19 protein-coding genes are annotated in these 21,751 nt (G+C 53.0%); 11 read left to right on the forward strand and 8 right to left on the reverse strand.

Translation table 11 applies throughout. The annotated features are described in order from the left end of the window. Positions 1 to 6: 6 nt before the first annotated feature. A complete protein-coding gene (gene aceF / locus RYZ59_RS09690; protein ID WP_318047466.1) occupies positions 7 to 1,896 on the forward strand; it encodes a pyruvate dehydrogenase complex dihydrolipoyllysine-residue acetyltransferase in 1,890 nt (629 codons plus the stop codon). A 175-nt stretch (positions 1,897 to 2,071) separates the two neighbouring features. Next, positions 2,072 to 3,496: a dihydrolipoyl dehydrogenase gene (gene lpdA / locus RYZ59_RS09695; RefSeq protein WP_003829486.1), complete on the forward strand. Its 1,425-nt coding sequence runs from the start codon at positions 2,072 to 2,074 to the stop codon at positions 3,494 to 3,496. Positions 3,497 to 3,617: 121 nt separating this feature from the next. Here lpdA and RYZ59_RS09700 read toward each other — a convergent pair whose 3' ends face one another. Both RYZ59_RS09700 and RYZ59_RS09705 read right to left on the reverse strand, forming a co-directional pair. Then, positions 3,618 to 4,412: a DUF2950 family protein gene (locus RYZ59_RS09700; protein ID WP_318047464.1), complete on the reverse strand. Its 795-nt coding sequence runs from the start codon at positions 4,410 to 4,412 to the stop codon at positions 3,618 to 3,620. Between the two features lie 9 nt (positions 4,413 to 4,421). Further along, positions 4,422 to 6,059, reverse strand: a complete 1,638-nt coding sequence (locus RYZ59_RS09705) for a DUF3300 domain-containing protein (RefSeq protein WP_137383701.1) — start codon at positions 6,057 to 6,059, stop codon at positions 4,422 to 4,424. Positions 6,060 to 6,462: 403 nt separating this feature from the next. Here RYZ59_RS09705 and acnB point away from each other — a divergent pair, with 403 nt between their 5' ends. Both acnB and yacL read left to right on the forward strand, forming a co-directional pair. Beyond that, complete coding sequence (acnB, locus tag RYZ59_RS09710; RefSeq protein ID WP_202039479.1) at positions 6,463 to 9,060, forward strand: bifunctional aconitate hydratase 2/2-methylisocitrate dehydratase; 2,598 nt, start codon at positions 6,463 to 6,465, stop codon at positions 9,058 to 9,060. 174 nt (positions 9,061 to 9,234) lie between these two features. Further along, positions 9,235 to 9,597: a protein YacL gene (gene yacL / locus RYZ59_RS09715; RefSeq protein ID WP_137383699.1), complete on the forward strand. Its 363-nt coding sequence runs from the start codon at positions 9,235 to 9,237 to the stop codon at positions 9,595 to 9,597. Between the two features lie 105 nt (positions 9,598 to 9,702). Here the strand turns inward: yacL and RYZ59_RS09720 are convergent, their stop codons facing one another. Then, on the reverse strand, positions 9,703 to 10,050 hold the full coding sequence (locus RYZ59_RS09720; RefSeq protein ID WP_001295568.1) for a YacC family pilotin-like protein: 348 nt from the start codon (positions 10,048 to 10,050) through the stop codon (positions 9,703 to 9,705). 153 nt (positions 10,051 to 10,203) lie between these two features. Here RYZ59_RS09720 and cueO point away from each other — a divergent pair, with 153 nt between their 5' ends. The 3 genes from cueO (at position 10,204) to hpt (ending at position 14,448) form a co-directional block, all read left to right on the forward strand. Beyond that, positions 10,204 to 11,823: a multicopper oxidase CueO gene (cueO, locus tag RYZ59_RS09725; RefSeq protein WP_318046269.1), complete on the forward strand. Its 1,620-nt coding sequence runs from the start codon at positions 10,204 to 10,206 to the stop codon at positions 11,821 to 11,823. Positions 11,824 to 11,977: 154 nt separating this feature from the next. Continuing rightward, on the forward strand, positions 11,978 to 13,633 hold the full coding sequence (tcp, locus tag RYZ59_RS09730) for a methyl-accepting chemotaxis citrate transducer (RefSeq protein WP_318046268.1): 1,656 nt from the start codon (positions 11,978 to 11,980) through the stop codon (positions 13,631 to 13,633). 278 nt (positions 13,634 to 13,911) lie between these two features. Then, the gene (gene hpt / locus RYZ59_RS09735; RefSeq protein WP_003018658.1) at positions 13,912 to 14,448 is read left to right on the forward strand and encodes a hypoxanthine phosphoribosyltransferase; all 537 of its coding nucleotides are present in this window, start codon (positions 13,912 to 13,914) and stop codon (positions 14,446 to 14,448) included. Between the two features lie 93 nt (positions 14,449 to 14,541). Here hpt and can read toward each other — a convergent pair whose 3' ends face one another. Continuing rightward, positions 14,542 to 15,204, reverse strand: a complete 663-nt coding sequence (gene can, locus RYZ59_RS09740) for a carbonate dehydratase (RefSeq protein WP_003018654.1) — start codon at positions 15,202 to 15,204, stop codon at positions 14,542 to 14,544. Between the two features lie 108 nt (positions 15,205 to 15,312). Between can and RYZ59_RS09745 the strand changes: the two genes are divergently transcribed. The 4 genes from RYZ59_RS09745 to RYZ59_RS09760 all read left to right on the forward strand — a co-directional run bounded on the left by RYZ59_RS09745 (position 15,313) and on the right by RYZ59_RS09760 (position 18,839). Next, entirely contained in the window at positions 15,313 to 16,239 is a 927-nt protein-coding gene (locus RYZ59_RS09745) for an ABC transporter ATP-binding protein (RefSeq protein WP_202039476.1), read from the forward strand. After that, complete coding sequence (locus RYZ59_RS09750; protein ID WP_318046266.1) at positions 16,236 to 17,006, forward strand: ABC transporter permease; 771 nt, start codon at positions 16,236 to 16,238, stop codon at positions 17,004 to 17,006. Before RYZ59_RS09745 ends, RYZ59_RS09750 begins: the two co-directional genes overlap by 4 nt. Positions 17,007 to 17,107: 101 nt before the next feature. After that, positions 17,108 to 17,548 carry a PTS sugar transporter subunit IIA gene (locus tag RYZ59_RS09755; protein WP_318046264.1) on the forward strand — a complete coding sequence of 147 codons (441 nt, stop codon included), beginning with the start codon at positions 17,108 to 17,110 and terminating at the stop codon, positions 17,546 to 17,548. Between the two features lie 61 nt (positions 17,549 to 17,609). Beyond that, a complete protein-coding gene (locus RYZ59_RS09760; RefSeq protein ID WP_318046262.1) occupies positions 17,610 to 18,839 on the forward strand; it encodes a polysaccharide deacetylase family protein in 1,230 nt (409 codons plus the stop codon). Between the two features lie 5 nt (positions 18,840 to 18,844). On the opposite strand, the gene panD is transcribed toward RYZ59_RS09760, so the two are convergent. The 4 genes from panD to folK form a co-directional block, all read right to left on the reverse strand. Continuing rightward, positions 18,845 to 19,225 carry an aspartate 1-decarboxylase gene (gene panD / locus RYZ59_RS09765; RefSeq protein ID WP_318046260.1) on the reverse strand — a complete coding sequence of 127 codons (381 nt, stop codon included), beginning with the start codon at positions 19,223 to 19,225 and terminating at the stop codon, positions 18,845 to 18,847. 96 nt (positions 19,226 to 19,321) lie between these two features. Further along, positions 19,322 to 20,176, reverse strand: coding sequence for a pantoate--beta-alanine ligase (gene panC / locus RYZ59_RS09770; RefSeq protein ID WP_137383693.1), 855 nt, complete (start codon positions 20,174 to 20,176; stop codon positions 19,322 to 19,324). A gap of 125 nt (positions 20,177 to 20,301) precedes the next feature. Next, positions 20,302 to 21,093, reverse strand: coding sequence for a 3-methyl-2-oxobutanoate hydroxymethyltransferase (panB, locus tag RYZ59_RS09775; RefSeq protein ID WP_137383692.1), 792 nt, complete (start codon positions 21,091 to 21,093; stop codon positions 20,302 to 20,304). 120 nt (positions 21,094 to 21,213) lie between these two features. Next, complete coding sequence (gene folK / locus RYZ59_RS09780; RefSeq protein ID WP_318046256.1) at positions 21,214 to 21,705, reverse strand: 2-amino-4-hydroxy-6-hydroxymethyldihydropteridine diphosphokinase; 492 nt, start codon at positions 21,703 to 21,705, stop codon at positions 21,214 to 21,216. Positions 21,706 to 21,751: the final 46 nt, after the last annotated feature.

The raw sequence follows: 21,751 nt of genomic DNA on the forward strand, positions 1-21,751 counted from the left end.
AGAATAATGGCTATCGAAATCAATGTACCGGACATCGGGGCTGATGAAGTTGAAATCACCGAGATCCTGGTCAAAGTAGGCGACAAAGTTGAAGCTGAACAGTCGCTGATCACCGTAGAAGGCGACAAAGCCTCTATGGAAGTTCCGTCCCCTCAGGCGGGTATCGTTAAAGAGATCAAAGTCTCTGTTGGCGACAAAACTGAGACCGGCAAACTGATCATGATTTTCGATTCCGCCGACGGTGCAGCAGCAGCTGCACCTGCTCAGGCAGAAGAGAAGAAAGAAGCAGCTCCGGCAGCAGCACCTGCTGCCTCTGCGGCGAAAGACGTACACGTACCGGACATCGGCGGCGACGAAGTTGAAGTCACTGAAGTGATGGTTAAAGTGGGCGATAAAATTGCCGCTGAACAGTCTCTGATCACCGTTGAAGGTGACAAAGCGTCAATGGAAGTTCCGGCACCGTTCGCGGGTACCGTTAAAGAGATCAAAATCAACACGGGTGACAAAGTGTCTACCGGTTCCCTGATAATGGTCTTCGAAGTAGCGGGCGCAGCGCCTGCTGCAGCACCGGCTCAGGCGGCGGCTCCAGCAGCAGCGGCGGCTCCGGCTGCTTCCGGCTCGAAAGAAGTTAACGTACCGGATATCGGTGGTGACGAAGTTGAAGTCACTGAAGTGATGGTTAAAGTGGGCGATAAAATTGCCGCTGAACAGTCACTGATCACCGTTGAAGGCGATAAAGCGTCGATGGAAGTTCCGGCACCGTTCGCGGGTACCGTGAAAGAAATCAAAATCAGCACCGGCGACAAAGTTAAAACCGGTTCTCTGATTATGGTCTTCGAAGTCGAAGGCGCAGCACCTGCAGCCGCTCCTGCGCAAGCAGTTGCTCCGACTCCGGCCGCTGCACCAGCACCTGCGCAAGCCGCAGCTCCGGCAGCGAAAGCGGAAGGCAAATCTGAGTTTGCTGAGAACGACGCTTACGTTCATGCAACGCCGCTGATTCGTCGCCTGGCGCGCGAATTCGGTGTGAACCTGGCGAAAGTGAAAGGTTCTGGCCGTAAAGGTCGTATCCTGCGTGAAGACGTTCAGGCTTACGTGAAAGACGCTATCAAGCGTGCTGAAGCGGCTCCGGCTGCAGCAGCAGGTGGCGGTATCCCGGGCATGCTGCCTTGGCCGAAAGTGGACTTCAGCAAGTTTGGTGAAATCGAAGAAGTGGAACTGGGCCGTATCCAGAAAATCTCTGGTGCTAACCTGAGCCGTAACTGGGTGATGATCCCGCACGTTACCCACTTCGATAAGACCGATATCACCGATCTGGAAGCGTTCCGTAAACAGCAGAACGCCGAAGCTGAAAAACGTAAACTGGACGTGAAATTCACCCCAGTAGTCTTCATCATGAAAGCCGTTGCCGCAGCTCTGGAACAGATGCCGCGCTTCAACAGCTCCCTGTCTGAAGACGGTCAGCGCCTGACCCTGAAGAAATACATCAACATCGGTGTAGCGGTTGATACTCCTAATGGTCTGGTTGTTCCGGTCTTCAAAGACGTGAACAAGAAGAGCATTACCGAGCTGTCTCGTGAACTGACCGTGATCTCCAAGAAAGCGCGTGATGGCAAGCTGACCGCTGGCGAAATGCAGGGCGGTTGCTTCACCATCTCCAGCATCGGTGGCCTGGGTACTACCCACTTCGCGCCGATTGTGAACGCGCCGGAAGTGGCTATCCTCGGTGTCTCCAAGTCCTCTATGGAGCCAGTGTGGAACGGTAAAGAGTTTATGCCGCGTCTGATGATGCCGATTTCGCTCTCCTTCGACCACCGTGTAATTGACGGTGCGGATGGTGCGCGCTTTATCACCATCATCAACAACATGCTGTCTGACATTCGCCGCCTGGTGATGTAAGCGAAAAAGCCGGCCCGACGGCCGGCTTTTTTCTGGTAATCTCATGAAGTCAGTGAGGTTATTGTGCGAAAGACAAATCGGTTGCCGTTTGTTGTTTCAAAATTGTTAACAATTTTGTAAAATACGGGCGGATAGAACGACCCGCTGGACGACGGGTATAAATTAAGAGGTCATGATGAGCACTGAAATCAAAACTCAGGTCGTGGTACTTGGGGCAGGCCCTGCAGGTTACTCTGCTGCCTTCCGTTGCGCAGATTTAGGTCTGGAGACCGTCATCGTAGAACGTTACAGCACCCTTGGCGGTGTTTGTCTGAACGTCGGCTGTATCCCTTCTAAAGCGCTGCTGCACGTAGCAAAAGTTATCGAAGAAGCCAAAGCACTGGCTGAACACGGTATCGTTTTTGGCGAGCCGAAAACCGATATCGACAAGATTCGTACCTGGAAAGAAAAAGTTATCACTCAGCTGACCGGCGGTCTGGCGGGTATGGCCAAAGGCCGTAAAGTGAAAGTGGTTAACGGTCTGGGTAAATTTACCGGGGCAAACACCCTGGAAGTTGAAGGCGAAAACGGCAAAACCGTAATCAACTTCGACAACGCAATCATCGCGGCGGGTTCCCGTCCGATCGAACTGCCGTTTATTCCGCATGAAGATCCGCGCGTGTGGGATTCCACCGATGCACTGGAACTGAAAACTGTTCCTAAGCGCCTGCTGGTAATGGGCGGCGGTATCATCGGTCTGGAAATGGGTACTGTGTACCATGCGCTGGGTTCAGAGATCGACGTGGTTGAAATGTTCGACCAGGTTATCCCGGCTGCCGATAAAGACGTGGTTAAAGTCTTCACCAAGCGCATCAGCAAGAAATTCAACCTGATGCTGGAAACCAAAGTGACCGCCGTTGAAGCGAAAGAAGACGGTATCTACGTTTCCATGGAAGGCAAAAAAGCCCCTGCCGAAGCTCAGCGTTACGATGCTGTGCTGGTCGCTATCGGTCGTGTACCGAACGGTAAAAACCTCGACGCGGGCAAAGCTGGCGTGGAAGTTGACGACCGTGGCTTCATCCGTGTCGACAAACAGCTGCGCACCAACGTGCCGCACATCTTTGCTATCGGCGATATCGTCGGTCAGCCGATGCTGGCACACAAAGGTGTTCATGAAGGTCACGTTGCCGCTGAAGTTATCGCCGGTAAGAAACACTACTTCGATCCGAAAGTTATCCCATCCATTGCATACACTGAACCAGAAGTTGCATGGGTTGGTCTGACCGAGAAAGAAGCGAAAGAAAAAGGCATCAGCTACGAAACCGCCACCTTCCCGTGGGCTGCTTCTGGCCGTGCTATCGCTTCCGATTGCGCAGACGGTATGACCAAACTGATTTTCGACAAAGAATCTCACCGTGTTATCGGTGGTGCGATTGTCGGTACCAACGGCGGCGAGCTGCTGGGCGAAATCGGTCTGGCAATCGAAATGGGTTGTGACGCTGAAGATATCGCGCTGACTATCCACGCGCACCCGACTCTGCACGAGTCAGTGGGTCTGGCGGCAGAAATCTTTGAAGGTAGCATTACTGACCTGCCAAACCCGAAAGCGAAGAAGAAGTAATCTTCCCGCTTTTGTGAAAACGCCTCTTTGGAGGCGTTTTTTTTTGCCTAAAGCTACCCGTTATTTCAGGCAACATGCCGGGTGGCGCTAGCGCTAACCCGGCCTACGGCTTAACCTCGCTTTACGGTGCTACAGGCTGCCAGGTTTTTTCAGGGCTGTACTCAGTCATCGCCTGCGCTTTCTGTTGCGATGCTTCGCCAAGGTTGGCCTGATAAACATTGTCATCGCCGCTAATCATAAAGCTCATCACCCCAGTGCGACCGTAGCTAATCGGCCACGCAATCATGGCAAAACCACTGGCTTTGTCCGGCAGTATGCGGAAACGATAACCGTGATAGCCCGTACCGGGTTCTTGTGGGCTGAAGGCGGGTCCCAGAGGGCTTGGCGCTTCGCCTGGTGCGACGGGCCAGTAAAGCCCATCTTTTTTACCTTCGCTACTGACAATTTTTTGCGCATACGATTTGTTCAGCGCGTAATAGCTTTGCTGCGCGTCAACGTAGGCGTGCAGTGCTTCGATGGCTGAAAGCTCGTTGCGACCGATCGTTCGAGTGAGGATCTCCTCCTGGGCTTCGGTCATATCGAACGCCCAGCCTTTGCTGGTTTTCACCATCGGTATGGGTAACTGCCAGTCATCTTGCCCCACGTTGAGATGCGCCATATTGTCCTGCTGCACAATGTGATGGCTCACCTTCCAGTCGCGATTAAAACGTGCCACCGCTTCCGGATCGGCCCCTTCTGGTGGCAAAAAATGTCGCCAGTTTTCACCCAGTAGCACCGTGAGCTGCTTTTCATTTTGCTGCGCCACTGCAGCGGCAAATGCACTGGCCGCTTCTTCGGGGGAGGTGAACGCCTGTTGCGCATAGCTCACCAGCGGCAAGGTGAGCAACAGGGCGCTTAACATAATTTTTTTCATCATCGGCTCCGGTTAACGACGGCGAAATTCGTGGTGCTCAGAAAAATTCTCACGTGCCGCAGCGCGCTGCCCGCTGTTGAGGTTGCCCGCGCGACGGCTTTCCTGCCCACGCAGTTGCTGGGACTGCCACGACGGTGAGCGACTGTCATTCCCGCTGAAGACGTTTGAATGCGTATTCTGGCGGGAGGCCAGACGTTGTTGCGAGTTGGATGATTCAACGCGTTGGCGAGCGGTTTCCCTTTGCTGCTGTGAAACCGGATGCTGCTGAGCTTTTGACTTCAGCTCAGAGCGGTGCTGCTGTTGCGTCGTTGATTTATTCAGCGTCTTCTGTGCTGCTTCACGACGGCTGTTGTTTTGTGTTTCGTCATAGCCACGATAGTTATTGCGCTGGGCTATTTGATTTAGCTGTGAAGAGGCGGCTTTGCGTTGAGCATCCCGCGATGTCTGACCCGACAGGTTTGCCGGGGAGGTCTGACTACGCTGCTGGAACTGCGTCATTGCGGCCTGACGCTGGCTGTCTCGTGTGGCTGCGGTGGTCGGTGTATGTTGAGTGGCGCTTAAACCCCCGCTAACGTTGGTCTGATGAAAACGTTGTGCGACCGCGTCGTTCTGGTAAGGCACGCCGTTACGGTACGCAGGGTTGTGCTGCCAGGCAATATTTTGCCCTTTCAGGTTTTGTCCGGAGATATGGTTGAAATTGTTAACATCAATATTGATGTTATCTCCGTTGTGCTGGTAGCCATTACCGCCGTGAGGGCCGTCATGGTCATGATAGTCATCATCATGGTGATGGTCGTCGTCATCCCAGTCGATGTTACTGAACAGCGCATAGGTCGTCGCAACGCCCAGGCTATAGCCGAAACCTTTGACGAAGCTATCGGCAAACTGCTCGCCCGGAGGGGGCGGCAGATAGACCGGTGGGTAGGCGGTATTAGGCCAACTGCCGTAAACAACGGTTGGATTGTAGTTCGGCACATATACCACCTGTGGATCGGTCGGCTCAATTTTGATAACCGTCGAGGTGGGCGCGCTGCTGGTCACTTTCGTCGTTGATGATGACGGCGTCTGAACCACGGTTGTTTTCTGGGTGTTCGTGACCGTTTGCTGCGGTGTGGATTTTAGCGAGCCTGTTTGCTGAGCCAGCAAACGCAGGCGCTGTACGGCATCCATCACGTCCTGTGGCTGTGCCAGAAACGCATTCCCCAGGTTTTGTACCCAGTCAGGGTTTTCGCCCATCAGGGCCATCAGTTGCGGAAATGCCACCAGCGACTTCACGCTGGGGTCCCATGACTGGCCGGACACTGCCTGAATAGCGGCGTCACCTTGCAGTGTCGGATTATCACGCGACCACTGAACCGCTTGCACCACGTTTGACGGATACGTTGAGGCCATCAGCACCTGAGACAGTAACGGGTCAGGGTAGAGCGCAACAGGGGCAACCCACTGATCGAGTTGAGCGGTGGTATACGTGGTTGGCGCCACCGGGGCGACTGCGGGAGCCGCCGCAACGGGCGGTTGAGGCGCTACTGCCGGGGCAGGCTGCGAGGGGGCTTCTGGTGTGCGGCTGTTTACAAACAGCACGCCCGCACCGACAAATAACCCTGCACTGCACGCCAGAGCAATGATATGGGGCTTAAAGGGCAACGTCATTTTATCTCTCCCGACTCATTAAGAATCGTCATAGTCATTATGCCTGCCGCCAGTGGGTGCAGTGTTCCGTGAGTATAAAGAGACAATAGTTTAATTTTTGACGAATCTTGGGATCGTTAACGCAAGTTTATTATCAGGAAGCTAAATATTGTGACTAAACATTGCGGGCGAAATTGTCATTCCCCTTTGCCATTGCGAAGAGCATTAGACCATCCTTAACGATTCAGCCAATTTTTTATGTTGCTTTTTTGTAAACAGATTAACACCCAACGAAAATCCTGTTATTGTGCCTTTTGCGGTACCGGGCATTTACCCTACTAACTGCTGTCTCACAGGAGCGTGAAGAGAATCGCCCATCTACAAAAGCGCCGCATTATGACAATGAGAGCGAGGAGATATCGTCGTGCTAGAAGAATACCGTAAGCACGTAGCTGAGCGTGCTGCCCAGGGGATTGTGCCGAAACCCTTAGACGCAACCCAAATGGCTGCACTTGTCGAGCTGCTGAAGACCCCGCCTGTGGGCGAAGAAGAATTCCTGTTAGACCTGTTGATTAACCGCGTTCCCCCTGGTGTAGATGAAGCCGCTTACGTTAAAGCCGGTTTTCTCGCCGCTGTCGCTAAAGGTGACACTACCTCTCCGCTGATCACGCCAGAAAAAGCCATCGAACTGCTGGGTACCATGCAGGGCGGTTATAACATTCATCCGCTGATTGATGCGCTGGACGATGCAAAACTGGCGCCGATTGCCGCCAAAGCGCTCTCTTCAACGCTGCTGATGTTTGATAACTTCTACGATGTAGAAGAAAAAGCCAAAGCGGGCAATGAATATGCTAAGCAGGTGATGCAGTCCTGGGCTGATGCCGAATGGTTCCTGAACCGTCCTGCCCTGGCTGATAAAATCACCGTTACCGTCTTCAAAGTGACGGGGGAAACCAACACTGATGACCTGTCTCCGGCCCCGGACGCGTGGTCTCGCCCTGATATTCCGCTGCACGCCCTGGCGATGCTGAAAAACGCCCGTGAAGGTATCGAGCCGGATCAGCCGGGTGTCGTTGGCCCGATCAAACAGATCGAAGCATTACAGAAAAAAGGTTACCCGCTGGCCTACGTGGGTGACGTTGTTGGTACCGGTTCTTCGCGTAAATCTGCGACCAACTCCGTACTGTGGTTTATGGGTGATGATATCCCTCATGTACCGAACAAGCGCGGTGGTGGCTTGTGTCTGGGTGGCAAAATTGCACCGATCTTCTTCAACACCATGGAAGATGCGGGCGCGCTGCCAATTGAAGTGGACGTAAGCAACCTGAACATGGGCGACGTGATTGACGTTTACCCGTTCAAGGGCGAAGTGCGTAACCACGAAACCAACGAACTGCTGGCTACCTTCGAACTGAAAACCGATGTACTGGTTGACGAAGTGCGCGCCGGTGGCCGTATTCCGCTGATTATCGGTCGTGGCCTGACCACCAAAGCGCGTGAAGCGCTGGGTCTGCCGCACAGTGATGTATTCCGTCAGGCGAAAGATGTGGCGGAAAGCAGCCGTGGTTTCTCTCTGGCACAGAAAATGGTTGGCCGCGCCTGTGGCGTAACCGGCGTCCGTCCGGGTGCCTACTGCGAACCGAAGATGACTTCCGTCGGCTCTCAGGATACTACTGGCCCAATGACCCGTGATGAACTGAAAGACCTGGCGTGCCTGGGCTTCTCTTCTGACCTGGTGATGCAGTCGTTCTGTCATACCGCTGCGTATCCGAAACCTGTTGACGTGACCACCCACCATACTCTGCCTGACTTCATCATGAACCGTGGCGGCGTGTCGCTGCGTCCGGGCGATGGCGTAATCCACTCCTGGCTGAACCGTATGCTGCTGCCGGATACCGTCGGTACCGGTGGTGACTCCCATACCCGTTTCCCGATCGGTATCTCCTTCCCGGCGGGTTCTGGTCTGGTGGCGTTTGCGGCTGCGACTGGCGTGATGCCGCTGGATATGCCGGAATCTGTTCTGGTGCGTTTCAAAGGCAAAATGCAGCCGGGTATCACCCTGCGTGACCTGGTTCATGCCATCCCGCTGTACGCGATCAAACAAGGTCTGCTGACCGTTGAGAAGAAAGGTAAGAAAAACATCTTCTCTGGCCGCATTCTGGAAATTGAAGGTCTGCCGGATCTGAAAGTTGAGCAGGCATTCGAACTGACCGATGCGTCCGCTGAGCGTTCCGCTGCCGGTTGTACCATCAAGCTGAACAAAGAGCCGATCGTTGAATACCTCAGCTCTAACATCGTTCTGCTGAAATGGATGATCGCAGAAGGTTACGGCGATCGTCGTACGCTGGAGCGTCGCATTCAGGGTATGGAAAAATGGCTGGCGGACCCGCAACTGCTGGAAGCCGATGCTGACGCCGAATACGCGGCAGTGATCGACATCGATCTGGCGGATATCAAAGAGCCGATCCTGTGTGCACCGAACGATCCGGACGACGCGCGTCTGCTGTCTGACGTGCAGGGCGAGAAGATCGACGAAGTGTTCATCGGTTCCTGCATGACAAACATTGGTCACTTCCGTGCCGCGGGTAAACTGCTGGATGCGCATAAAGGCCAGTTGCCGACGCGTCTGTGGGTTGCTCCACCAACGCGTATGGATGCGGCACAGCTCACCGAGGAAGGCTATTACAGCGTCTTTGGTAAGAGCGGGGCGCGTATTGAGATCCCGGGCTGTTCACTGTGCATGGGTAACCAGGCGCGTGTGGCAGACGGTGCGACAGTCGTTTCTACCTCGACCCGTAACTTCCCGAACCGTTTAGGTACGGGGGCGAACGTCTACCTGGCTTCTGCAGAGCTGGCGGCGGTTGCTGCGCTGATTGGTAAACTGCCGACGGCGGAAGAGTATCAGACCTATGTGGCGCAGGTAGATAAAACGGCCGTGGATACTTACCGGTATCTGAACTTTGATCAGCTCTCTCAGTACACCGAGAAAGCAGACAGCGTGATTTTCCAGACTGCGGTTTAATTCGCGACCACATTTAGCGTAAAAACGCATCAATGCCCGAAGAAGCTGACTTCTCCGGGCATTTTTATTTCCATTCCTTATACCCGCTACACTTTTTTTCTGCCGCGCTGCTGCGATAATTACAGCAAGGTGCAATGCGGTATTGGCGCATTGCCGGGAGCAGAGGAAGACATTATGGATTACGAATTTCTGCGCGATGTTACCGGGCGGGTTTTAGTGCGTATGTCCATGGGCCATGAAGTCGTGGGGCACTGGTTTAATGAAGAAGTGAAAGATAACCTGGCCTTGCTTGATGAAGTGGAACAGGCGGCGCGTGCGGTAAAAGGCAGTGAACGTTCCTGGCAGCGAGCAGGGCATGAATACACGCTCTGGCTGGATGGCGAAGAGGTTATGGTTCGCGCCAATCAACTGGAGTTCACGGGCGATGAAATGGAAGAAGGAATGAATTACTACGACGAAGAGAGTTTATCTTTGTGCGGCGTTGAAGATTTCTTGCAGGTGGTTGCCGCGTATCGTGAATTTGTGCAACAGCGTTGATTCGCACTCGCCTCTTCCGGGGGCGCTGTGCTTACCCGGCCTGGCACAACGATGTCATTCTCCGTTCGTAGGCCCGACAAGCGTAGCGCCATCGGGCACGGTGCCTTATTTGACGTAAGCCAACAGGCTTAAGGAGTCGCGCGCCAGCGCTTTGCATTTTTTCGCGACCGGAATCCCAATACCGCTCAAATCGCGATAGCTGTCTTCACCGAGTGCTTTCATATCGAAGGTATCGTAATTACTGAGGTCCCACTGGTTCTGTTGAGCAAAAAAGACCAGTGCGCGACGTATCTGCCCGTTGGGCAAATTCTGGTAGCCACAGTCATTTTTCAGAAAAACAAAAACTGCCGTTAAATCGGCCATATCTTCGGCTTCGGATTCACTAAGCGCGTAGCTATTTGCGCATACTGCCATCAGGCTGCCGAACAAAACTGTTCTGAAAAACGTCTTCATTGCTTCTACCACTGCATCACGGAAATTAAACGTTAGCATACTGCGAGCGAAGCGACGACCTTTATTATCAGCCGTTCACTTGACCTTCCCGTAGGGGGAGGGCTTATGCTTAAAAGATAGCCTGCTTAAGCTGCTGAATATAAGGAAATGAATATGCAACGTCGTGACTTTTTAAAGTACTCCGTGGCGCTGGGCGTCGCGTCAGCTTTACCTTTGTGGAGCCGCACCGTTTTTGCGGCTGACCGTCCTGCGTTACCCATTCCTGACCTGCTAACTGCGGATGCTTCTAATCGCATACAACTGATTGTGAAAGCCGGGCAGTCGACGTTTGCCGGGAAAACCGCTACCACCTGGGGATATAACGGTAACGTGCTCGGACCCGCGGTAAAACTGAATAAAGGTCAGGCGGTGAGTGTGGATATCCATAATCAGCTGGCCGAAGAGACGACGCTGCACTGGCATGGGCTGGAAATCCCTGGAGAGGTTGATGGCGGGCCGCAAGGCGTTATTCCGGCGGGCGGGAAGCGCTCAGTGACCTTTACCCCTGCGCAACGGGCAGCAACCTGTTGGTTCCATCCACATCAACACGGGAAAACCGGACGTCAGGTTGCGATGGGCCTGGCCGGACTGGTGCTGATTGAAGATGATGAGATCCGCAAACTATTGCTACCGAAGCAGTGGGGTATCGACGATGTGCCGGTGATTATGCAGGACAAACAGTTTTCCGCTGACGGACAAATTAATTATCAGTTGGATATGATGACCGCCGCCGTCGGTTGGTTTGGCGATACACTGCTAACCAATGGGGCGATTTATCCGCAACATGCCGCACCACGCGGCTGGTTGCGCCTGCGTCTGCTGAATGGCTGTAACGCACGCTCGCTTAATATCGCGGCCAGCGATAACCGTCCCCTGTACGTGATTGCCAGTGATGGTGGATTGTTAGCCGAGCCGGTTAAAGTGACCGAACTGCCGATGCTGATGGGGGAGCGTTTTGAAGTATTGGTGGATGTGAGCGACGGAAAAGCCTTTGATTTGGTCACTCTGCCGGTGAGCCAGATGGGGATGGCGATCGCGCCATTTGATAAGCCGCATCCGGTGATGAGCATTCAGCCGCTGCTTATTACCGCTTCCGGGACGCTGCCGGATACGCTGACCGCCCTGCCAGCGCTGCCTTCTCTGGATGGCCTGACGGTGCGTAAACTGCAACTGTCGATGGACCCGATGCTCGACATGATGGGCATGCAGATGCTGATGCAAAAGTATGGTGATCAGGCGATGGCCGGGATGGATCACGGGCAAATGATGGGCCATATGAACAGCAGCAACATGAGTCACGGCAACATGGGCCACGGCAATATGAATCACGGCAATATGGGCAGCATGAAGCAGGGTGATATGAGCAATATGAAACATGGCGGGTCGTTTGATTTCCATAACGCCAATCGGATTAACGGCCTGCCCTTTGATATGAATAAACCGATGTTTGCCGCGACGAAAGGCCAGCATGAACGCTGGGTCATTTCCGGTCAGGGTGACATGATGCTGCATCCGTTCCATATTCACGGCACGCAGTTCCGCATCTTGTCTGAGAATGGCAAAGCGCCAGCCGCGCATCGCGCAGGCTGGAAGGACACCGTGCGTGTCGAAGGTGGCGTCAGCGAGGTGCTGGTGAAGTTTGACCACGATGCGCCGAAAGAACATGCCTATATGGCGCACTGCCATCTGCTGGAGCATGAAGACACCGGCATGATGCTCGGTTTTACGGTTTAAACAACGACATCTCTACGCTTGCCCGGCCAGCAGGATATTTCTTGTCGGTCGGGTAAGGCACATCCCCTGCATATTCTGCCATTGAACATAAAGTAATCGCCTTTGGGGCCGATAATCATCATGTACCCAATGTGAGTTCAATGGATGAAAAAACGTGATTAAAAATATTCGTGTTATTACCGGTATCCTGCTGGTTCTCGCCATTTTCTGTTTACTGCAGGCCGTTACGGGAAGCCTGTTTTATTCTGCGGTAAACAATGACAGGCATAATTTCCAGAACTCAGGCACCCTCAATGCTCAGCAAGAAAATCTGAGTGACAGCGTCAATACGTTGATTAAAACCCGTGTTACGGTGACGCGCGTCGCCATCCGCTTTTTAAAAAATCAGCGCGATCCCGCCTCGTTGGCCGCGATCAACACGCTGCTCAATACCGCCAGTGATTCAATGAAGAAGGCCGAAGGCTATTTCGCCCAGTATCAGGGATTACCGCAGGTTACAGGGCAAGATCCGCAGATCGCCAGTGAAATGGAAAAGCAGTATCGCCAGATGCACGAAGTGATGAAATTATCGATTGAGTATCTGCGAGCGAATAACTATCAGGCTTATGGCGATCTTGATGCCCAGAAAGCGCAGGATGAGATGGAAGCGAGCTATGACCACTGGCGAAACGAGAATAATGCGCTGCTGCAGCACGCTGCTGCGGAGAATCAGCTCAGTTTTTCCCGTATGCAGTGGACGCTGGGAGGCATCGTTCTGGTTGTGCTGATCGTTCTGGGCATGATCTGGAGCGGGCTGCAACACATCCTGCTGAAGCCGCTGGCGCAGATAATGGAGCATATTCGCGTCATTACCGGTGGCGACTTAACCCATAAGCTTGATGTTGAAGGTCGCAACGAAATGGGCCGACTGGCAATGGGGTTGGAAGAGATGCAACAGTCGCTGATTTCGACAGTCACTGCCGTACGCAATAGCTCGGAGTCAATTCATACCGGGGCCGCTGAAATATCCTCGGGCAACAATGACCTTTCTTCGCGCACCGAGCAGCAGGCGGCCTCGCTTGAGGAAACTGCCGCCAGCATGGAGCAGTTGACTGCGACAGTGAAGCAGAATACGGACAATGCGAAACAGGCAACCCAATTGGCGAAAAACGCCTCTGATACTGCCGCTCGCGGCGGTCGTGTTGTTGATACCGTTGTTCATACGATGAGTGAAATAGCGGACAGTTCGCAGCAAATCGCGCAGATCACGAACGTTATCGACAGTATTGCATTCCAGACCAACATTCTGGCGCTGAACGCCGCGGTAGAAGCGGCCAGAGCCGGAGAACAGGGGCGCGGTTTTGCGGTTGTGGCAGGTGAAGTCCGGACTCTGGCAAGCCGTAGTGCCCAGGCAGCAAAAGAGATCAAAGCGCTGATTGATAATTCAACCCACTGTGTCGGCATGGGATCGCAGCAGGTTTCGGATGCTGGTAAAACCATGGCAGAAATTGTCGCGGCGGTGACCCGTGTGACCGATATCATGGGCGAAATTGCGTCTGCTTCTGAAGAGCAGAGTCGGGGGATTGAACAGGTTAGCCTCGCGGTTTCGCAGATGGACAGCGTTACCCAGCAAAACGCCGCGCTGGTAGAGGAGTCTGCGGCGGCGGCGGCCTCACTGGAGCAACAGGCCGAACAGTTGCGGCAGGCCGTTGCGGTATTTCGTATTACCCGCGAGAAGGCGGTGAGTGGGGCACGAAAATCACCGCAGGACGCTCCGCGCCAGGATCGCGTTGTCTCTACTACCCAGGATCAACATTGGGAAACGTTCTGACCTGAAAAAGCCCGATTTTGCTCACGCTAAAAGCCGGGGTCGTTGCCCGGCTTTTGTGCATTCAGCGCGCGTTAGAATGTGTGCGCAGGTTCTCTGAGTAACTATCAGAGGAATGCGGTCTCTTTGCTGGTATACTTCACCCACTGAATTGTTTGTATGCTGTCGCAAGTTTTGTGGTTAGTGCGAGCCACCGTCTCTCTGTCGGTGTATCAAGGTAAGCGCTTTCTTTCGATTTGCATGATGTGTTAACTGATAAAAATCAGTGAGTTATTTCTTTTATGAAACATACTGTAGAAGTCATGATCCCGGAAGCGGAGATCAAAGCGCGTATTGCCGAACTGGGACGTCAGATTAACGAGCGTTACAAGGACAGCGGCAGTGATATGGTGCTGGTAGGCCTGTTACGCGGTTCATTTATGTTTATGGCTGACCTGTGCCGTGAAGTGCATGTCTCCCACGAAGTCGATTTCATGACCGCCTCCAGCTACGGCAGCGGAATGTCCACCACCCGTGATGTTAAAATCCTCAAAGACCTGGATGAAGACATTCGTGGCAAAGACGTGCTGATTGTTGAAGACATCATCGACTCCGGCAACACGCTGTCAAAAGTGCGTGAAATCCTGAGCCTGCGTGAACCTAAATCTCTGGCGATTTGTACGTTGCTGGATAAACCTTCTCGCCGTGAAGTGAACGTACCGGTCGAGTTTATCGGTTTCTCCATTCCAGATGAGTTCGTTGTGGGCTACGGCATTGACTATGCGCAACGTTATCGCCATCTGCCATATGTTGGCAAAGTGGTGTTGCTGGACGAGTAATAGGCTGGAGCGCCTGATGGCGCTTCGCTTATCAGGCCTATGGCGCTGATTTGCAGGCCGGGTAAGGCGTAACCGCCACCCGGCAATATCACCTTACTTATGGTTGCTGTGCTTCTGGCTGAGGTTCGACAACCCCTGTCGGTAGCGTTGTTCCAGCGTTTCGCGGCTGGTGGCCGTGACGTCCAGATCGCGCAGCAGACCATCATGAATACCGTAAGCCCATCCGTGAATCGTCACTTTCTGACCGCGTTTCCAGGCTGAACGCATGATTGTCGAATGGCCCAGGTTATAGACCTGCTCCATAACATTCAGTTCGCACAGGGTGTCCATGCGACGTTCCTGCGGCATTTCGCCCAGCAGTGAGCTGTGTTTAAACCAGATATCGCGGATATGCAGCAACCAGTTATCAATCAGCCCCTGTTCTTTATTTTCAATAGCTGCCTGGACGCCGCCGCATCCATAGTGGCCACAAATAATAATGTGTTCCACTTCCAGCACATCCACCGCATACTGAACCACTGAGAGACAGTTCAGGTCGGTGTGAATAACCAGATTAGCCACATTACGGTGAACAAACAGTTCACCGGGTTCAAGACCGGTTAAACGTTCAGCGGGAACGCGGCTATCGGAACATCCAATCCATAGAAAACGCGGGTTCTGGGCATGTGTCAGCGTTTCAAAAAATCCGGGATCCTCTTCTACCAGCATCTTTGACCATAGTGCATTGTTGCTGATGAGTGTATCTATGTCTTTCATGGAGTTGTACGACCCGAAGCCAGATAAATTCGATGGGCTAATATAGGGTAACTCCAGCATTAATTAAACTATATATAAAATGTCAGAACGTAAGGTAAGTAAAAAACCATGACCATTGCTCTGGAACTTCAACAACTTAAAAAAACCTATCCCGGTGGCGTTCAGGCGTTACGGGGCATAGATTTGCAAGTCGAAGCGGGTGATTTTTATGCGCTTTTGGGACCGAATGGCGCAGGAAAATCCACCACCATTGGGATAATCAGCTCGCTGGTGAATAAAACCTCCGGGCGGGTGAGCGTCTTCGGGTTTGATCTTGATAAAGATACGGTTAACGCCAAGCGTCAGCTTGGGCTGGTGCCACAGGAGTTCAACTTTAACCCGTTTGAAACCGTGCAGCAGATCGTGGTGAATCAGGCGGGATATTACGGCGTTGAGTATAAAGAGGCGGTTAAACGCAGTGAAATTTATCTAAAGCAGCTCGACCTGTGGGAAAAACGCAACGAGCGTGCGCGTATGCTGTCCGGCGGGATGAAGCGTCGCCTGATGATTGCCCGCGCGCTGATGCATGAGCCAAAGTTGCTTATCCTCGATGAACCTACTGCCGGTGTTGATATTGAATTACGCCGCTCAATGTGGGGCTTTTTGAAGGATTTAAACGATAAAGGTACGACGATTATTCTAACCACCCACTACCTCGAAGAAGCGGAAATGCTGTGCCGGAACATCGGCATTATTCAGCACGGTGAGCTGGTAGAAAATACCTCGATGAAGAATCTGCTCTCCAAGCTCAAATCTGAGACGTTTATTCTCGATCTGGCGGCGAAAAGCCCACTACCTAAGCTGGAAGGCTATCAATACCGTCTGGTTGATACCTCAACGCTGGAAGTTGAAGTTCTGCGCGAGCAGGGGGTGAACAGCGTGTTCTCGCAGCTGAGCGCTCAGGGTATTCAGGTATTGAGTATGCGGAACAAGGCGAACCGGCTGGAAGAGCTGTTTGTTTCTCTGGTTCATGAAAAACAAGGAGATCGCGCATGATGCAGCTTTACTGGGTTGCGCTGAAAAGCATCTGGGCGAAAGAGATCCACCGCTTTATGCGTATCTGGGTGCAAACCCTGGTGCCGCCCGTCATCACCATGACGCTCTATTTTATTATCTTTGGTAATTTGATTGGCTCACGGATCGGTGAAATGCACGGCTTTAGCTACATGCAGTTTATCGTGCCGGGGCTTATCATGATGGCGGTGATTACCAACTCGTACGCCAATGTGGCGTCGTCGTTCTTTAGCGCCAAGTTTCAGCGCAACATTGAAGAACTGTTGGTTGCACCGGTACCGACGCACGTAATCATCGCCGGTTTTGTCGGCGGCGGTGTGGCACGCGGTCTGTGTGTGGGCATTCTGGTCACGGCTATTTCACTGTTCTTCGTACCGTTCCAGGTGCATTCCTGGGTCTTTGTGGCGCTCACGCTGGTGTTAACGGCGGTGCTGTTTTCGCTGGCTGGCCTGCTTAACGCAGTTTTTGCCAAAACCTTTGACGATATCAGCCTGATCCCAACTTTCGTGCTGACACCGCTGACCTATCTGGGCGGCGTGTTCTATTCGTTAACGCTGCTGCCGCCGTTCTGGCAGGGACTGTCGCATCTGAACCCAATTGTCTACATGATTAGCGGGTTCCGCTACGGCTTCCTCGGCATTCACGATGTGCCGCTGGTGACGACCTTCGGTGTGCTGGTGGTGTTCATCGCCGCGTTTTATTTACTGTGCTGGTGTCTGATTCAGCGCGGGCGCGGGCTGCGCAGCTAACCCCTTTTCCTCTCCCCGAACGGGAGAGGAAACTTTTGATGTTTATCACCCTTACATATTTATCACCCTGATAAACTACTTGCCTGCTAAGGAGGTAGGCAATGTTAGGTTGGGTAATTACCTGTCATGACGATAAGGCACAGGATATGCTGCAGCGTCTGGAAAAAAAGTACGGTCCACAGGTGCAGTGCCGGGCGGTGAGCTTCTGGCGTGGCCTCAGTTCAAATATGCTAAGCCGCATGATGTGCCATGCCCTGCATGCCACAGACTCCGGTGAGGGCGTTATCTTTCTGACGGATATGGCCGGAGCCGCGCCTTACCGCGTGGCTTCGTTAATGAGCCATAAACATCCCCAGTGTGAAGTGATTTCCGGTATCAGCTATCCATTGCTGGAGCAAATGCTCTTGTCGCGGGAATCTTTGAGCAGTTCTGCGTTTCGTGACCATATCGTGGCGCTTGGCGGGCCCGAAGTTTCTAGCCTCTGGCATCAACAACAAAAAAATCCCCCCTTCGTGTTGAAGCATGATTTGTATGCGTGTTAATCATTGGTATTGATGGCGCTTTTGCTACAATAGCCGGGTTTTCTCGCCTCGGTTATCGTATATGGTGATGCGCGTTCTGTTGGTTCTGTTACTCCTGTTCTCCGGTAGCGTTGCTGCGGCGTTGCCTGCTCGTTATATGCAAACGACCGAAGCGGCTGCCGTTTGGGCGCAGATCGGTAATAAAATGGTGACGGTGGGGAATATTCGCGCCGGTCAAATCCTCTCAGTAGAACCGATGGCCGCTGACTATTATGAATTTCCTTTTGGCTTTGGTACCGGGTTTATCGATAAGGGGCATCTGGAGCCCGTTCAGGGCCGGCAGAAGGTTGACGATGGTTTAGGCGACCTCAACAAGCCGCTCAGCAATCAAAGCCTGCTAACCTGGAAAGACACGCCTGTTTATAATGCTCCGGATGTCGGCAGTGCTCCGTTTGGCGTACTGGCGGACAACCTGCGCTATCCCATCATTAGTAAGCTCAAAGACCGGCTTAATCAGACCTGGTTTCAGATCCGCATTGGTGGCAGGCTGGCTTATATCAGCGCGCTGGATGCGCAGGAAGACCACGGTATTCCCGTGTTGACTTACCATCATATTCTGCGTGATGAAGAGAATACCCGTTTTCGCCACACCTCCACGACGACCTCTGTGCGTGCGTTCAGTAACCAGATGGCCTGGCTACGGGATCGCGGTTACACCACGTTGACGATGTATCAACTGGAAGGCTACGTGCAGAATAAAATGAATCTGCCTGCACGGGCTGTTGTGCTGACGTTCGACGATGGCCTGAAGTCGGTCAGCCGTTATGCTTATCCTGTCCTCAGGCAGTACGGGATGAAAGCGACAGCGTTTATTATTTCGTCGCGTATTAAGCGCCATCCCCAGAAGTGGGACCCGAAATCGCTGCAGTTTATGAGTCTCTCTGAATTGAACGGTATCAGGGATGTTTTTGACTTCCAGTCACATACCCATTTTTTGCACCGGGTAGATGCCAACCACCGGCCAATCCTGCTGAGTCGCAGTTTTCACAATATTCTGTTTGATTTTGCGCGTTCGCGGCGGGCGCTTGCTCAGTTTAATCCCCATGTTATTTATCTTTCGTATCCGTTTGGTGGCTATAACGCAATAGCCGTCAATGCGGCAAAAGAGGCAGGGTTCCACATGGCGGTCACCACGGTGAGAGGGAAGGTGAAGCCGGGGGATAATCCGTACTTATTGAAACGACTTTATATTTTAAGAACGGATTCGCTGGAAACGATGTCGCGGCTGATCAGCAATCAGCCGCAGGGGTAGGGCTATCAGGCAACCTGTACCGGAATGGCTTTTGCGGTGCGCTTCATTTCGTTGTCGCCTTCAAAGTAGGCCACTTTCGGGCGCCATGTACGGGCTTCTTCATCAGACATGGTGACGAAGCTGGCGATAATCACAATGTCACCCACATCAGCACTGTGTGCAGCCGCACCGTTCACCGAGATGATTTTAGAGCCGCGTTCAGCCGCAATCGCATAGGTTGAGAAACGTTTCCCATTCGTCACGTTCCAGATATCAATAGCTTCATTTTCCAGAATACCGGAGGCATCAAGGAAATCCTGGTCGATGGCGCAGGAGCCTTCGTAATGCAGGTCCGCCTGCGTGACTTTTACGCGGTGGAGCTTGCCTTGCAGCATGGTGCGAATCATAACGTCTATACCCTGTCGTTTACCTTGGCTAAGCAGGCGCAACAGGCCTGCTTTGAGAAATTTCTCAGGCAGTATTGCCCTATTTTTAACCCCTGTCTACTGGGCTAATGTAACGCTTTGATTATCGATCAGCCGTGCCTGGCCCAGCCATGCGGCGACCAGAATCACTGCACGCTTACTGTTTTCAGTCAGTTCCAGCAGTGTGTCGGCATCGCGGATCTGAATATCGTCGGCGCGGAAACCTTTTTCATTCAGCTCCTGTGCGGCAATAGCAATAATCTCTTCCAGCTCGCGCTCGCCGGCCTGTAATTTTTCGCCAATGCGGCTCATTACTTTGTACAAGCCAGGGGCGATTTTACGCTGCTCTGCCGTCAGATATCCGTTACGTGAACTAAGGGCCAAGCCGTCTTTGGCGCGAATAATAGGCACACCGACGATCTCAATGTCATAACCCATATCCGCAACCATTTTGCGGATCAATGCTAACTGCTGGAAATCTTTTTCGCCAAAGCAAGCAACATCCGGCTGGATCAGATTGAACAGTTTGCTGACGATGGTTGCGACACCACGGAAGTGCCCTGGACGGCTGGCGCCTTCCAGCATAGTAGACAGTCCCGGAACCTCGACATAGGTTTGTGAATCTGTCCCTTGCGGATAGATCTCAAGCGCTGCCGGCGCAAAGACATAATCCACTTTGCGCTTGTTCAGCTTCTCACAATCTTCCTGCAGCGTTCGCGGGTAGCGCACCAGATCGTCCGGTCGGTCAAACTGCATCGGGTTGACGAAAATACTGACGATGACCACATCGGCCTGGGCTTTTGCTTCATCGACCAGCTTCATGTGACCGTCGTGTAGATTGCCCATGGTGGGAACCAGCGCCACACGTTTACCTTCCTGACGCAGACGGCGAATATGCTGGCGCAGCAGCGGCAGGGTTTCAATAATTAGCACACCTTGACTCCTTTAGTTGCCTGAGGGTCTGTAGGCCAGAGAAGCCGTTTGCGCCACCATCCGGCAACGTGCACCGAACCGTCTGATGGCGCTACGCTTATCAGGCCGACATCTCGTCAGAAAAATTAGTGGAAGCTATGTTCTTCGCCCGGGTAAACGCCGGATTCCACCTCAGCAATATACTGCCGCACCGCAGCACGCATGTCGCCTGCTTCGGCAAGGAAATTCTTCGCAAATTTCGGGATATGTCCGCCGGTAATGCCAAACGCATCGTGCATCACTAAAATCTGGCCATCAGTCACATTACCTGCGCCAATACCGATCACCGGAATAGATAGCGCTTCGGTGATGCGTTTTGCCAGTTCAACGGGAACGCATTCCAGTACCAGCAATTGAGCGCCAGCCGCTTCCAGTGCCAGTGCGTCGTCAAGTAGCGTTTGCCCGGCATCACCACGGCCTTGCACCTTATAGCCGCCAAAAATGTTGACGGACTGCGGGGTCAGCCCCAGATGACCGCACACCGGAACCGCGCGTTCGGTCAGCATTCTCACCGTATCGACCAGCCATGCGCCGCCTTCAATCTTGACCATATTGGCCCCTGCGCGCATCACAACCGCCGCGTTTGCAAAGGTTTGTTCTGGCGTAGCGTAGGCCATAAACGGGAGATCGGAAAGCAGCAGGCAGTTGGGTGCCCCACGACGTACAGTGCGAGTATGGTAGGCAATATCGTCAACAGTGACCGGCAGGGTAGAGTCATGACCCTGAATCGTCATCCCCAGTGAATCGCCTACCAGCATCACATTGATACCTTCGTCGGCAAAGAGTTTCGCGAAGCTGTAGTCGTAGGCCGTAATCGTCGCGAAGCGTTTCTTCTCTTGCTTGTATTTTTGCAGCAATGAGATGGTTGTCGGTTTCATAACATTTCCTGATGGTGAAAGTCATATTTAACGGCATTCTAGCAGTCACATTCAGGGGGGCAATTGATTTAAGCAATCGTTTGGCGCGAAAGCAGTAAACGATAAAGGGGAAGGATTACTTTACCAGTGTGCAGGTTTTACTGCACCGAGTTGGGAGAGGTGTTGATGCAGGCGGGTTCCGTCCGGGAAGGTCAGTTCAGGTGCGATTTCAAAAAGTGGCCACAGCATAAAGCCGCGGTTTTTCATATCGTAGTGCGGTACGGTCAGACGTTCGGTATTAATCACTTCATCGCCAAACAGCATGATGTCGAGGTCCAGCGTACGCGGGCCCCAGCGTTCAGCTTTACGTACGCGACCCTGCTGTAGCTCAATGCGTTGGGTGTGATCCAGCAATTCTTCTGGGGCGAGAGCGGTATCCAGCGCCACAGCGGCGTTCAGATAGTCGGGCTGATCCTGTGGACCTAATGGTGGGGTACGATAAAACGAAGAAATCGCGACGATACGGCTGTCAGGTATTTCGCCGATCGCTTGCACGGCAGCATTCACCTGCTCCAGAGGAGAGGCTAAATTACTGCCGAGAGCGATATATACCCGTCGTCTTTCAAGCTGCATCTGTGTCACCGCCTTGATGCGACTCGAAATTTGTAGGGTATACGTG

Origin of the sequence: Citrobacter sp. HN-141, from assembly GCF_033341895.1 — a bacterium.
Lineage (GTDB): Bacteria > Pseudomonadota > Gammaproteobacteria > Enterobacterales > Enterobacteriaceae > Citrobacter.